Annotated in this window: 9 protein-coding genes; 6 read left to right on the top strand and 3 right to left on the bottom strand. The window is 68.3% G+C overall.

Features of this window, described 5'->3' with window-relative positions; translation table 11 throughout:
- Positions 1 to 37: 37 nt before the first annotated feature.
- On the bottom strand, positions 38 to 508 hold the full coding sequence (locus tag ROR02_RS01040; protein ID WP_170244903.1) for a cyclic nucleotide-binding domain-containing protein: 471 nt from the start codon (positions 506 to 508) through the stop codon (positions 38 to 40).
- 148 nt (positions 509 to 656) lie between these two features.
- On the opposite strand from ROR02_RS01040, the gene queA reads away from it, so the two are divergent.
- The 6 genes from queA to ROR02_RS01070 all read left to right on the top strand — a co-directional run bounded on the left by queA (position 657) and on the right by ROR02_RS01070 (position 6936).
- The gene (gene queA, locus ROR02_RS01045) at positions 657 to 1712 is read left to right on the top strand and encodes a tRNA preQ1(34) S-adenosylmethionine ribosyltransferase-isomerase QueA (RefSeq protein ID WP_147162146.1); all 1056 of its coding nucleotides are present in this window, start codon (positions 657 to 659) and stop codon (positions 1710 to 1712) included.
- Between the two features lie 228 nt (positions 1713 to 1940).
- On the top strand, positions 1941 to 2267 hold the full coding sequence (locus tag ROR02_RS01050; RefSeq protein WP_246135334.1) for a BrnT family toxin: 327 nt from the start codon (positions 1941 to 1943) through the stop codon (positions 2265 to 2267).
- Complete coding sequence (locus tag ROR02_RS01055) at positions 2257 to 2496, top strand: BrnA antitoxin family protein (RefSeq protein WP_246135335.1); 240 nt, start codon at positions 2257 to 2259, stop codon at positions 2494 to 2496. The genes ROR02_RS01050 and ROR02_RS01055 overlap by 11 nt, the downstream gene beginning before the upstream one ends.
- A gap of 159 nt (positions 2497 to 2655) precedes the next feature.
- Complete coding sequence (tgt, locus tag ROR02_RS01060; protein WP_147162148.1) at positions 2656 to 3792, top strand: tRNA guanosine(34) transglycosylase Tgt; 1137 nt, start codon at positions 2656 to 2658, stop codon at positions 3790 to 3792.
- 89 nt (positions 3793 to 3881) lie between these two features.
- Positions 3882 to 4943, top strand: a complete 1062-nt coding sequence (locus tag ROR02_RS01065) for an MraY family glycosyltransferase (RefSeq protein WP_246135336.1) — start codon at positions 3882 to 3884, stop codon at positions 4941 to 4943.
- Between the two features lie 94 nt (positions 4944 to 5037).
- Positions 5038 to 6936, top strand: coding sequence for a polysaccharide biosynthesis protein (locus tag ROR02_RS01070; protein ID WP_174823005.1), 1899 nt, complete (start codon positions 5038 to 5040; stop codon positions 6934 to 6936).
- A gap of 15 nt (positions 6937 to 6951) precedes the next feature.
- Here ROR02_RS01070 and ROR02_RS01075 read toward each other — a convergent pair whose 3' ends face one another.
- Both ROR02_RS01075 and ROR02_RS01080 read right to left on the bottom strand, forming a co-directional pair.
- Complete coding sequence (locus ROR02_RS01075) at positions 6952 to 9492, bottom strand: sensor histidine kinase (protein WP_170244904.1); 2541 nt, start codon at positions 9490 to 9492, stop codon at positions 6952 to 6954.
- A gap of 232 nt (positions 9493 to 9724) precedes the next feature.
- A complete protein-coding gene (locus tag ROR02_RS01080) occupies positions 9725 to 14485 on the bottom strand; it encodes an NAD-glutamate dehydrogenase (protein ID WP_147162150.1) in 4761 nt (1586 codons plus the stop codon).
- Between the last annotated feature and the right edge of the window lie 28 nt (positions 14486 to 14513).

A 14513-nucleotide genomic window follows, 5' to 3' on the forward strand; every position in this document is an offset into this window, starting at 1 on the left:
GAGGGCCCGGAGTCCGTGGAAAGCGGCCGGGGGCGGATCAGCCCTGGTTTTCCTCGCAGGCCAGAACTTCCATGCGCGCCGCGCGCAGGCGGGCGGCCATGACGGGCAGCAGGCGATCCATCAGGGCATGGGCCAGCACGTGGTCGGCGCGCATGCGCTCGCGCAAAATGGCGGCATCGATGACAAGGGCACGCACGGGCGTGCGGGCCTGGGCCTCGAACGTCCAGTGAAAGGGAGGGATCAGCCACGACCACCCCAGCAAGTCGCCCTCGCGCACCACTTCGATGACCTTCAGGCGTTCGCCGCGCCGTGCCACGCCCAGGGCGACGGTGCCATCCAGCAGCAAGAAGAATCGGTCCGCCGCCCGGCCCTCGATCAGCAAAGCATCACCCGCCGCGAAACGCTCGATGCTGGCCAGGTCTTCCAGCCCGTCAATCACGCTGGTGTCCAGTCCCCGCAGGAATGGATGGCGTTCCAGGATGGCGCGGATGCCGTCTTCGGTCGACATGGTTCCCCCCATGGCCTGTTTCCCCTGCCCGCCGACGGCGCCGAAAGTGCTTTGGTCGCCGGGCTGGAGTTGGTAAAGCACAGCCCACGCCAGGAGGCCAGAAAAACCGGGGCCGCCTTTCGCAATCCGTGGTCCGGATACCCGTATAATGCGTGTTGATCTGTTTGATTTTCCCTTGCCGCGAGAATGCATCGCCGTTCGACCGGCGGTACCCCGGGATTCGGCTCGCCTGCTGCGCGTTCCGGCCACGGGACCCTTCCAGGATTTGGGGGTGCGCGATCTGCCGGGATTGCTTGATCCGGGCGACGTGCTGGTGGTCAACGACACGAGGGTGATTCCGGCGCGCCTGAAGGGGCGGGTGGGCGAAGGCGGGGTCGAGGTGACCTTGCACCTGCAAGAAGCCCCGGACCGCTGGCGCTGCTTCGCGCGGCCGGCGCGCAAGCTGACGCTGGGCCGGGTGGTGACGTTCGCTCCCGATTTCACGGCCGAGGTGGTGGCGCGCGGCGAGGGCGGCGAGGTGGTTTTGTCGTTCAACCGCGCCGGCCCGGCCCTGACCCAGGCCCTGGAAGCCCATGGCCGCCTGCCCCTGCCCCCCTACATGGGGCGCGAGGACGACGCGCGCGACCGCGAGGACTACCAGACGACCTATGCCAGCCACGACGGCGCGGTGGCGGCCCCCACCGCCGGCCTGCACCTGACCCCGGCCCTGTTCCAGGCCCTGGCCGATCGGGGGGTGGCGTGCGAGGCGCTGACCTTGCACGTGGGGGCGGGCACCTTCCTGCCGGTGACCGCCGACGACACCGCCGACCATGTGATGCACGCCGAGCGCGGCATCCTGACCCCCGAGGTGGCCGGGCGGCTGAACCAGGCGCGGGCCGAGGGGCGGCGGATCGTGGCCGTGGGCACCACCGTGGCCCGCCTGCTGGAAAGCGCCGCCGACGATGCGGGCGTGATCCACCCCTTTGAAACCACGACCCGGTTGTTCCTTGTGCCCGGGGCCCGGTTCAAGGTGGTGGACCGGCTGATGACCAACTTCCACCTGCCGCGTTCGACCCTGTTCATGCTGGTTTCGGCCTTCGCGGGACTCGGGCGCATGCAGGCGGCCTATGCCCACGCCATCAAGGCCGGCTACCGCTTCTACTCGTATGGCGATGCCTGCCTGCTGGACCGGGCCGACCTGGCGGCGGGCGACGAGAGGGCTTGATCGTTCTCACGACCGATTGTACATACATTTTGTCGGCACACGGAGCGCGGCTTCCCAAAGTCCGCGCCGGCCTCCAAAATCCGTCTGCTTCACTCTGACAAACGCGACCCATCCAGATGGAAGTCAGGATATCGAGAATGCTGGAAGCAATTGGACCAACCCTTCAACAACCATCTCGACATCCTCTTGCGAGGATTTGTCGAGATTTTGTCACAAAAGGAGAAAATCATGCTGCCATTCGAATGGGATCCGCAAAAAAATGAAATAAATACTTCAAAACACTTTATTGATTTTAATGATGCAAAAACTATATTTTTTAATTTTTATATAAACAGTACAAGCAAAAAAGAATCTTCGGAACCAAGATGGATTGCAGTTGGTGATATTAATGGAATTATTATTGCAGTTGTTTATACATATAGAGGAGAAAAAATTCGAATTATTTCGGCACGAAAGGCACGCACCGATGAAAAGACACGATATTTTGCAGAGCGCGACGCCGCCTCCCGGGACGGGAAAGACCGACTGGGCCCGGCTGGAGGCGATGACGGATGAGGAGATCGACCGGGCGATGGCATCGGACCCCGATGCCGCTCCCGTGTTGGATGATAATTGGTTCGCGAACGCCGAGCGGGTTCCCTCTGGCAAGACGCGGATCAGTATTCGCCTTGATCCGGATATTTTGTCTTTTTTCAAGCAAGGAGGGCCCCACTACCAAACCCGGATCAACGCCGTGTTGCGGGCGTACATGGAAGCTCGTCAGGCAAAGGCGACTGGCGGGTAATCCGCTTCCCGGTTTGGGCAGGGGAACGTCGCCCTTCTCCGGGCAAGGGGCTCTCATCCCCTTGCCCGGAGAAGGGGCTTTGCCCTTTGCCGCCGTCCTCGTTTCCTTTACCCTCTTCTCCTTCCTCGCCCTCCTCTCCCCCCTGGTTTTGGTTTTCCCATGTCCGGCTCCTGCTTTTCGTTCACCGTGACCGCAACCGATGGCGCCGCGCGCCTTGGCCATCTGGAAACCGCGCACGGTCCGGTGGAAACACCCGTGTTCATGCCGGTGGGCACCGCCGGCACGGTCAAGGCCATGATGCCCGAGTCCGTGGCGGCGACGGGGGCGCGGATCATCCTGGGCAACACCTATCACCTGATGCTGCGCCCGGGGGCCGAGCGCGTGGCGGCCCTGGGGGGGCTGCACCGCTTCATGGACTGGCCGGGGCCGATCCTGACCGATTCCGGGGGCTTCCAGGTGATGAGCCTCGCGGGCCTGCGCACCTTGACCGAGGATGGCGTCACCTTTCAGTCGCACATCGACGGCAGCCGCCACCTGCTCACCCCCGAGCGGTCGATGGAAATCCAAGACCAGCTGGACGCGACCATCACCATGGCGTTCGACGAGTGCCCCCCCTTCCCGGCCGAGAAGCAGGCGGTGGCCGACAGCATGCGCCGGTCCATGCGCTGGGCCCGGCGCTCGCGCGAGGCCTTTCGCCAGCGCCCGGGCTATGCCCTGTTTGGCATCAACCAGGGCGGCATTCATCCTGATCTGCGCGCCGAAAGCGCCGAGGCCCTGACCGCTCTGGGCTTCGAGGGCTACGCGGTCGGCGGCCTCGCGGTCGGCGAGCCGTTCGAGGCCATGCTGGAAACCCTGGAAGCCACCGTGCCCCTGCTGCCCTTCGACCGGCCCCGCTACCTGATGGGGGTGGGCCGGCCCGAGGATATCGTGGCGGCGGTGGCGCGCGGCATCGACATGTTCGATTGCGTGATGCCCACCCGCTCGGGGCGGACCGCCAAGGCCTTCACCCGCACCGGCGACCTGAACCTGCGCAACGCCCGCCACCGCGACGACCCCGGTCCGCTTGATCCCGCCTGTTCGTGTCCGGCCTGCCGGCGGTTCAGCCGGGCCTACCTGCATCATCTGGTGCGGGCCGAGGAAATCCTGGGCCCCATGCTGCTGACCTGGCACAATCTTCAGTATTATCAAGACCTGATGGCCGATCTGCGCCAGGCCATCGGCCAAGGGAGCCTGGAGACGTTCCTGGCGACCTTCCACGCCACCCGCGCCCAGGGAAACGGGCCCGCCCCGGCATGACACGGCGGGCTGTCTCCCCTTCTCCTTGCGCCTGACCAGAAGGATTGCAGGCCGATCGCGGTCGGCCTATACCCTGGGCCATGGAAACCTTGCCCTTCTCCTTGCTGGCCGTGCCACTCCTGGCTGCTCTCGCCGTCCCCCTGACGGCGCGGGCGACCGGTCGGTTGATCCGTGTTCTGCACGCCCGCCAGGTGATCGACACGCCCAACGCCCGCTCCAGCCACGACCAGCCCACCCCCCGGGGGGGCGGGCTGGCCCTTCTCGCGGTGGCGCTGCCGTTGATGGCGGGCCTGTTCGCCTTGCTGGGCCCTTTCGAGGCCGGGGCCTTCGAGGCCGGGGCCTTCGGGGCCGGGCCTTATGGCTTGCTGGCGCTTGCCGTGGGCCTGATGGGGGTATCGTTCGCCGACGATGTGCGCCCGCTCGGCGCGGGTCCGCGCCTGCTGGTTCAGGCCGCCGCCGTGGGCCTGGGCCTGCTGTGCCTGCCCGCCGGCGTGTTGACCCTGGGCGGCCTGGTGCCGGCGGTCGTGGGGGCGCCGCTGGCTGCCCTGGGATGGGTGTGGTTCATTAATCTTTACAACTTCATGGACGGCATCGACGGATTGGCCGGCGTGGAAACCGCCAGCCTGGGCGTTGGCGTGGCCTTCGCCGGGGTGCTGGCGGGGGGCGCGGCCGTGGGCTGGACCGCGCCGGGCCTGATCCTGGCCGGCGCGGCCGCCGGTTTCCTGCGCTGGAACTGGCATCCCGCGCGGGTGTTCCTGGGCGACGCGGGCAGCGTTCCTTTGGGCTTCGTGCTGGGGGGGCTGCTGCTGGTCCTGGTCGCCCAGGGTCATCTGCTGGCCGCCCTGATCTTGCCCGCGACCCACGTGGCGGATGCCACCTGGACCTTGTGCCGGCGTCTGATCCAGGGACATCGGCCGTGGCAGGCCCACCGCGAGCATTTCTATCAGCGGGCGGTTCAGGGAGGCTGGTCCCATGACCGGGTCGCGCGGGCCTTTGCCGGGGTCAATCTGGCCTTGATGGGGCTGGCGGCGGGGGCGGTGGCGTGGCCCGGGCTGGCGCCGGGGGCCTTGGTGCTGGCCGCCGGGAGTGTCATCGCCTTGTTGATCCGCCTGGCGCGGGTCGGGCGCGGGGACGGCGGGCCCAGGGCCTGAAGCCCCCCGTCCGCGTCCTGGAACCCGCCGGTTCCGGGGCCGGAAGAACGTGGAAGGAATTGGCGGCGTGAAAGTGAAGTCCCTGGTGACGCGGATGCCAGCGCGGGCCCGTATCGTCTTTTTGCACGACGTGATCATGGCCGCGCTTTCCTTCCCGCTTTCGCTTTACTTGCGCGTGGGCGAGGATCTTCCCCAGGTGGCCAGCCCCGGGGATATCGGGGAAGGGGCAACCCTGTTCGCGCTGTGCGCCGCTGTCGCGTTTTATACGCAGCGGATGTATCTGGGCATCTGGCGGTATGCCTCGCTGGATGACCTGATCGCCATCTTGCGGGGCACGGCCTTGACCCTGGTCATGTTCGTGCCGGCGGTTTTCCTGCTGTCGCGGGTGGAGTATCTGCCGCGCTCGGTGCCCATCATCAACGCCTTTGTGCTGGTGGTCATGCTGGGGGGCTCGCGGTTTTTTTATCGTCTGCTCAAGGATCGCACCTTTGATTTGAAACGGCGCGCGGTCACCTTGGGGCGCCGGGGTATTCCGGTGCTGCTGGCCGGGGCCGATGATCCCTGCGAGATGTTCTTGCGGGCCGTCGAGCGCGAGGCCGATCCGCCCTACGTGCCCGTGGGGATCGTGGCCGAAAAGGAACAGCGGGTGGGCCGGCAGCTGCGCGGCCTGTCGGTTCTGGGGACCTTGGACCAGATCCCCGAGGTGGTGGCCCTTCTCGAAGCCCGGGGCCAGCGTCCGCACAAGCTGATCTTGACCAAGGACACGTTCAGCGGCGCCCGCCTGCGCGGTCTTCTGGAGACCTGCGAGGCGTTGGGGCTGTCGCTGGCCCGCCTGCCCCGCCTCACCGAATTGAAAAGCGGGGAAACCGACCGGCTGGAGGTCCGCCCCGTTGCCCTGGAAGACCTGCTGGGCCGCCCGCAGGCGGTGCTGGACCGCGACCCGGTGGTGTCGATGGTGCGGGGCCGGCGGGTGCTGGTCACCGGGGCCGGCGGGTCGATCGGCTCGGAGCTGGTGCGCCAGATCGCGGACCTGGAGCCCGCCCGTCTGGTGCTGGCCGACCACGGGGAGTTCGCCCTTTACACCATCGACATGGAAATGAAGGAGCGTTTCCCGACCCTCGACCGGCGCGCCGCCTTGCTGGACGTGCGCGATCATGTCCGGCTGGAAACCCTGATGGCCGAGGAGCGGCCCGAGCTGGTGTTTCACGCCGCCGCCCTCAAGCACGTGCCGATGGTGGAAATGAACCCGATCGAGGGGTTGCGCACCAACGCCCTGGGCACGCGGCTGGTGGCCGAGGCCTGCCGGCGCCACGGTACCCGGGTGATGGTGTTGATTTCAACCGACAAGGCGGTGAACCCCACCAGCGTGATGGGGGCGTCGAAGCGCCTGGCCGAGTGCTGGTGCCAGGGGCTTGACCGCCTGGGGCTGGGCGATCCCGACGCCCCCCATTTCGTGACCGTGCGTTTTGGCAACGTTCTGGGCTCGACCGGCTCCGTCGTGCCCTTGTTCCAGCGCCAGCTGGCGGCGGGCGGGCCGCTCACGGTGACCCATCCCGACATCACCCGCTATTTCATGACCATTCGCGAGGCGGTGGAGCTGGTGTTGCAAGCGGCGGCGCTGGGGGCGCTCTCGGACACCTACCGGGGGTCGATCTTCGTGCTCGACATGGGCGAACCGGTGCGCATTGTCGATCTGGCGCGCCAGATGATCCGGCTGGCCGGGTTGCGGCCCGACGAGGACGTGGCGGTCACGTTCACCGGCCTGCGCCCCGGGGAGAAGCTCTACGAGGAGATCTTCCACGGCGCCGAAAAGCCCCTGCCCACCCCCACCCCGGGCATTCTGGTGGCCGCGCCGCGCATCCAGGATGAAGCGGCGCTGACGGAAGCCTTCGAGACCCTGGCGGCGGCCTGCGCGACCCACGACGAAGCCCGGGCGCATGAGGTCGTGGCCGGTCTGGTTCCCGAGTACAGCACCCCTCCCACCGACGCCTGAGGCCGGAAGGGCGGGTCAGGACTGGGGCCAGAGCGGCAGCGTGAAATGGAACGTGGTTCCCAGGCCCGGGCCGGGCGAGACAGCCCAGATCCGTCCGCCGTGGTGCTCGACCACCTTGCGGCAGATGGCAAGGCCAATGCCGGTGCCGCCGCCATGCTCGCTGCGGGCGTGCAGGCGCTGGAACAGCCGGAAGATCCGTTCCTCGTAGCCGTGGCCGGATTCCAGGCCGATCCCGTTGTCCGCCAAGGTCAGGTGCCAGAAAGGCCCGTCGCGGCGCGCGCCCAGCGTGATCACGGGAGCGTGCTCGGGGGAGCGGTACTTGATGGCGTTGGCGATCAGGTTGGAAAACAACTGATCGAGATCGCGGCGCACGCCCACCACCGTGGGCAGCTCCGGCGGAAAAACCAGGCGTCCGCCACACGCGCGCAGTTGTTCGTCAAAGGTCTCGCGCACGGCGTCGACCACTTCGCTCAGCGCGACAGGCTCGGGGACATCCCCGGCCCGGCCCACGCGGGAAAACTCCAGCAGGTCGCAGACCAGATCGTCCATGCGCAGGGCGCCGCCGTGGACATACGAGAAAAACTCGCGCTCCTCGTCGCTCAGCCGGTCGGCCAGACGGCGCGAGAGCAAGGTGGTATAGGAGGTAATGTTGCGCAAGGGCTCGCGGAGGTCGTGGGCCGAGGCATAGGCAAACGAATCAAGGTCTGAATTCGAGCGTTCCAGCTCAAGGGTGTTGGAACGCAGCCGTTCCTCGGTCCGGCGCAGGCCGGTGACATCGAGCAGGGTGACGGGGACGGAGCGCGCGCCGTCGATGGAGTGGGGAACGGGGAGGGTGACGTAAACGTCGAGCCGTTCGCCTTTCAAGGTGCGCAGGCTGATTTCGCCCTGGAACGGTCCGATGCCACTCCACACGGCCAGAAGCAGGTCTCGTATCCGGCCTTCCACCTCCTTGGTCAGGATCTGGTCCATGTTTTCCAAAAAGGCGGTTTCGTTCTCGGCACCGAAGAGGGTCAGGGTCGCCCGGTTCACGTGAATCACGCGCATCGTGTCGTGCAGATCCCGGACCGCGCCGGGATGGGCATCAAGCCACGCGTCCAGGTCGGTCACGCCGTTCGCGCGCATCTGGGCAAAGCGAACGAGCAACGGGCTCATGTCCTTGTTCCAGATGGCGATTTCGGCATTCTCGAACAGGGCGTCAAAGCGGGCTTCGGCGGCCGAGACCTCGGCCAGGCGCCGGTCCAGGGCCTCCTGGGTGTGGCGCAGCTGCAAGGTCATGGTGTTGACCGAGCGGGCCAGCTCGCCGATTTCATCGCGTCGGTTGATGTCCAGGATCCGGGTGTAATCCCCCCGCGCGACGGCGCGCACGGATTCGGTTAGCTCGCCAAGGGGGCGCAGGATATGGCGGGCCACCAGGGCCATGACCCCGGCCATCAGCAAGACCGAGGCCACGATCAGCGCGACTGTTCTTTGGTTGCCGATCCGCAAGGGGGCCATGTAGGCGCTTTCGGGCACGACCGTGACCACCCGCCAGGTCAGCCCCCGGCCCAGGACAAGCGGGGTTGTTTCCACGAAATAGCGGTCACCGTCCTGGTTCAGGCTCAAGGTGGCGGGCAGCGCGCCCCGGGTACCGTCCGGGGCCAGGGCGTCGTCCATGGTGGCGATCATCCGGGCGGCCGCCGCGATCAGGGGCGAGGTGCTGTCCCGGGCTGCCTTCAGCGACAGCCCCCGGTCGCGCATCCCGCGATGGATCACGCTTTCTCCCAACGAATTGGCCACCAGCAGCCCGCGTTGGTCGATGATGAAGGAAAGACCGGGCAGGTCATCGTGCAGATGGGTCAGGAACGGAGTCAGCTGGGACAAGAAAACATGAGCCGACAACAGGGCAATTCGAGAGCCATCGGGGCGGTTGACCCAGCGGCTGACCGGCAGGGCCATGTCGTCGCCGGTGGTCAGGGCGAAAATGTCGCTCCACAGCGCGCCGGTATCGGAAGGCGGGGTCGCCTTCGTGGCGGCCTGGTACCAGGAGCGTTCGCGCACATCGTACCCGGGGACGGTGATGGTCAGGCCAACCGCGTCGCCGCGTTCGTCGACCGGGATCTTGTGGAACAGAGCGGGGGCGGGACCGTCGGTTTTCAGCACGTAGCCAAAGGGCTCGGGGCCTTGCGTCGGGGTGCCAGGTCCTTCGATCCGGGGAACACCGATTTCGGTTGCCCCCAGCATGGATCCGTCCTCGAAGCCCAGGATCATGCTGGTGACCGACGGGTTGCTGGTCACCTCCAGCAGGAAAACCCTTTCGATCTGCTCGGAATCCTGCGTGGAAAAAAGCCCGTTTTCCAGGCTTTCCGCCGCTTCCTCCAGCGAGGCGGTGGCTTCCTCCAGGCGCACGCGGATATGGTCGATCACCCGCCGGGTCATTTCGCGGCGCAGATCACTCGACACCTCGGCCACGGCGACGGTCGCGTAGCGATAGGCCACGGTTCCGATCATGGCGCCCGAGGCCAGCATGATGAGAACGGTGGACGCCAGCAGCAGGGAACGGAGCGATCGGTGCGTCATGTCGGCGGTCGATGAGAGCGGCGAACCCAACAGGTGGAAGCCAATAGGAAACGGAAGGGGTCGGTGGGAAGCCGATCCCTTTGAAACAAATCCTGACATCCCGGGCCGCCGGGGGCAACGGATTGTTCAAAAACCGGGTGTGAAATACGGGCCAGGCGACAGAGACAAGCCGTTTTTTCGCGCGGTGGAGCCGGGGGGCCTCGTGTCCGGCAACTCCACCGCGCGCCGGGGGTCATCCGCCCGACAAGGCGCGGATCTGGCGGGCGGCGACGGTGAGCATCGCAAGATCGACGCTGGCCGCCGCGCGCAGGTCTTGCAACACCTGCCCGGTGCGCTCGACCAGGCGGGCATGGCGTCCGCGCCAGCAGGCCAGGGCCGCCTCGGGGTCGTCGGCGCTGCCCGCGCATTCCAAAACGCCCTGGGTCAACAGGCGCTGCTGAACCTCCAGGTCCTCGATGCTGGCGGCGACGGCCAGCCGGGTCCACGGGCTGCCCCGGTCGAGATCGCGGGCGCGGGCGCGCAGCCACTCGATGTCAAACGCCATCCCCACCGCGAAGTACAGCCGCGCCACCGGTTCCACCGCGAGGGCGCGAACCCGGGCCACCCGGGCGATGTCGTTGGCCGCCGCCAGCACGTCGAGCGCGGCGATATCGAAGGCCAGCGCGGAAGGCACCCCCTGGGCTTCCAGGGCCCCGGCGCGCTGGATGAGCGGCGCCAGGGTTTCCGAAGGCAGCAAGGCGGGCAGCCCGTCGCGCAGGACCCCCACCGTGTGGTCAAGGGCGGCTCCGGCCCCGGCCAGATCCAAGGGCCATTCGGCATGGCGCAGCAGCCACACGGTGCCGTGAGCCAGCAGACGATTGACGGCGCGCAGCATGTCGAGCTGAACGGCGGCCGGCACCTGGCCGTCGAGGGCCTCGATCGCGTCCCACAGCGCGCGCGCGTCGTAGCCGTCGCGGCTGACCAGATAGGCGCGGGTCACGTCCACCGGATCGTGACCGGTGCGGTCGGTCATCTGCGACACGAAAATGCCGCCGGCCCGGTTGAGCAGGCTGTTCGTGGCCACGGTGGAAATGATTTCGCGGCGCAGCGGGTGGCCGCGCACCGCGTCGGGGAAACGACGGCCCAGCACCTCGGGGAAGTAGCGGATCGCCTCGCCTTCCAAGAAGGGGTCGTCGGGCAGGTCGCTGGCCATCAACTGGTCGAACAGCCAGATCTTGGCATACGACAGCAGCACGGCGCCCTCGGGCCGGGTCAGGCCGCGCCCCTCGGCCAGACGCTTTTGCACGGCTTCGTCGTCGGGCAGGGATTCCAGGGCCCGGTCCAGGCGCCCGGCCCGTTCCAGGGCCCGCATCAGGCGCACCTGGGCGTCCAGATCCTCGGGGCCGCCGGCGATGGTCAGGCTGATGGCCTGGGTTTGCAACACGTTATGGCGCAAGACCAGGGCGCCGACCTCATCGGTCATTTCGGCAAGCAAGGTGTTGCGCTGGCGATCGGTCATCTCGCCGGCCGCGACCAGGCTGCCCAGCAGGATCTTGATGTTGACCTCGTGGTCGGAACAATCCACCCCGGCGGCGTTGTCGATGGCATCGGTGTTCAGGCGCACGCCGGCCAGGGCCAGTTCGATGCGCCCGCGCTGGGTGATGCCCAGGTTGGCGCCCTCCCCCACCACCTTGGCCCGGATCGAGCGCCCGTTCAGGCGCACGGCGTCGTTGGCGCGGTCGCCGACCAGGGCGTTGGGTTCGTCGTGGGCCTTGATGAAGGTGCCAATGCCGCCAAACCAGAGGAGATCAACCGAGGCGCCCAGCAAGGCGCGGATCAGGGCCTCGGGGCTGATGGGCCCCGGGGGCAGCTCGAAGCGCGCGCGGATTTCCGGGCTGGGGTCCAGGCGCTTGGCGTGGCGCGAGAACACGGCGCCGCCGGGCGACAGGAACTTGGGGTTGTAGTCCCCCCACGACGAGCGCGGCAGGCGGAACAGGCGCTCGCGCTCGGCCCAGCTTTGTTCGGGGTCGGGGTCGGGATCGACGAAAACATGCAGGTGGTTGAAGGCGCCGATCAGCTTGAGCTGGCGCGACAGCAGCATGCCGTTGCCGAAGACGTCGCCGCTCATGTCGCCCACGCCGATCACGGTGGTGGGGGTGGTCTGGATGTCGTGGCCGGCCTCGCGGAAATGGCGCCGGACCGCGACCCAGGCGCCGCGCGCGGTGATGCCCATGGCCTTGTGGTCGTAGCCGTTCGAGCCGCCCGAGGCAAAGGCATCGCCCAGCCAGAAGCCGGCCTCCAGCGCGAGGCGGTTCGCGATGTCGGAAAAGGTCGCGGTGCCCTTGTCGGCGGCCACCACCAGATAGGGATCGTCGCCGTCGTGGCGGACCACCCGGGGGGGCGGCACCACCTCCGCGCCGTTCAGGGTATCGGTGAGGTCGAGAAGGGCGCGGATGAACAGGCTGTAGCAGGCCACGCCCTCGGCCTGCTGGGCGTCGCGCCCGCCCTCGGCCGGCGGCCGGCGGACCACGAAGCCGCCCTTGGCCCCCACCGGCACGATGACGGCGTTCTTGACCCGCTGCGCCTTCATCAGGCCCAGGATCTCGGTGCGGAAATCCTCGCGCCGGTCCGACCAGCGGATGCCGCCCCGCGCCACCGGGCCGCCGCGCAGGTGAACGGCCTCCACCCGGGGGCTGTACACGAAGATTTCCCGCCACGGCCGGGGCTCGGGCAGGTGATCAAGGGCGGCGCTGTCGAACTTCAAGGCCAGCACCGGGCCGGGTTCGCCGGCGTCATCCACCTGCCAGGCGTTGGTGCGCACGGTCGCCAGCATGGTGGTGAGGATGGTGCGAAGAACCCGGTCCTCGTCGGGGTTGTCCACCGCGTCCAGGGCGTTTTCGATCTCGGCCCGGGCGGCCTTTTGGGCGCCGTCGCGGTCGTCGGCGCGCTCGGGGTCGAAGCGGACCCGGAACAGGTCGATCAGGGCCCGCGCGAGGGCCGGGTGCGCGGCCAGGGCATCGGCCAGGGTGGCGAGGCCAAAGGGGAAGGTGGTCTGGCGCAGGAAACGGGCATAGGCGCGCAAGATCACCACCTCGCGCCAGGTCAGGCCGGCCAGCGTGACCAGGCGGTTGAAGCGGTCGTTTTCCACCTCGCCCTTCAGCAGGCGGGCAAAGCAGTCCTGGAAGGGTCCGCGCACCTGGCCCACGTCCAGGGGCCGGCCCTGGGGCTGGCTCAGCATCACGTCATGCAGCCAGACCCGGTCCCCGCCGCCGCCACCCCCGTTCAGGCGCACGTCAAAGGGCATTTCACCAATAACCCGAAGCCCCAGGTTTTCGAGCAAGGGCACGATGTCGGACAAGGGCAGCGGCTGGCCCGGGCGCACGATCTTGAAGCGCACCTCGTGGGGGGCGTCTTCCAGGGCGCGGTACAAGGCCATGGCGAAGCCGGGGCCGGCGGGGTCCAGGGCCGCCTCGATCCGGGCGATATCCGCCACCGCCTGCTGGGCGCCGAAGCGCTCGCGGTAGCCGGCCGGGAAGGCGTCGGCGAAGCGCGCGGCGCGGGCCAGGCCCCGTTCCTCGCCGTGGGCGCTGACCAGGGCCTCGGCCAGGGCGTCGGGCCAGGCGCGGGCCGCGTCGGCGATGCGCGCCTCGATCGCGCGGGCGTCGGGCAGGGGCCGGGCGCCCGGGCGCACCCGCACCGTCAGGTGAAACCGGGCCAGCGGCGCGTCCGACACCTGGGTGGAAAACGACAGCGCGGTGCCGTCCAGGGCCTGTTCCAAGATACCCTGGACCTCGCGGCGCAAGGCGGTGTCGTGGCGGTCGCGGGGCAGGAACACAAGGCATGACACGAAGCGCCCGAAGGGATCGGGGCGCAGGAACAAGGCCGGGCGGGGCTGCTCTTGCAGCCGCAGCACCCCCAGGGCGATGGCGGCCAGGGTTTCGATATCGGCCTGGAACAGCTCCTCGCGCGGCAGCGTTTCCAGGATGGCCAGGAGCTTGCGCCCGTCGTGGGTGCCGGGGCGCCGGCCGGTCGCGGTGATGGCCGCCGCGATCTTGTCGTTGACCACCGGAATGCCTCGGGGGGAATCGGTGTAGACATCGGCGGTGAACAGGCCCAGGAACACCCACACGGCGGCGTCGCGGCGCACCACCACCACGTCCATGGGCACCGGGCGGTGGATCCGGGCCGGGGTCAGACCCTTGGTCAGCAGCAAGGAGGGGCCGTCGTCGATGGAAAAGCCCAGGCCGTTCTCGGGATTGTCGGCCGCGAGGCGGGCAATGCCCAGAAGGCCGGCTTCGTCGGACGGGCTTTCGGCGTCGGGGGCCAGGGCGTGGCGGTGCACGCCCAGGAAGGTGAAGTGGTTCGCGGCCAGCCAGGTCAGGAACGCGGCCTCGGCCGGGGTGGGGGCATCCGACGCCAGGGCGAGGCAGCGCGCGCGCATCAGGGCCCAGTCGTGCACGGCGGCCTGCACCTGGGCCAGCACCGCGCGCACGCCTTCCTCGGCCGCTGCCAGGCGTTCGGGGTCGGCGCGGGCCAGGACATGCAGGTGCATGATGGATTCGGGGTGCGCGTCAGCGGCGTCGTCGCCCAGGGCCTCCACGACGCCGTGGCCGTCGCGGGCCACCCGCAAGACCGGGTGCAGCACCAGGCGTACCCCCAGGTTCAGCCGGGCCAGCTCGGCGCGCACGGAATCGACCAGGAAGGGCATGTCATCAAGGGCGAGTTCGATCACCGCTTGGTCGCAGTGCCAGCCGTGTTCCTCCAGCGTGGGGGAAAAGGCGCGCACCAGGGCCTGGCCGGGGGGGCGCTGGCGCACGAAGGTCCACAGGGAAACGATCTGGCCGAAAACCCGTTCGGCGTCGTAGCCGCCCAGATCCTCGATCGGATGGCCCTCCAGGGTCTGGCGCAGGAAGGCCTGGGCCAGGGCGGCCTCGGGAGGGTCCAGGCGCTGGCCGATCAGAAGGGCAACGGCGTCAATCAGGCCTTGGGCGCGAAGATCGGGGGCGGGAATCATGGCAACCTCTCCGGGCGGGGGACGGCAC

The organism is Pararhodospirillum oryzae, assembly GCF_007992075.1.
Lineage (GTDB): Bacteria > Pseudomonadota > Alphaproteobacteria > Rhodospirillales > Rhodospirillaceae > Pararhodospirillum > Pararhodospirillum oryzae.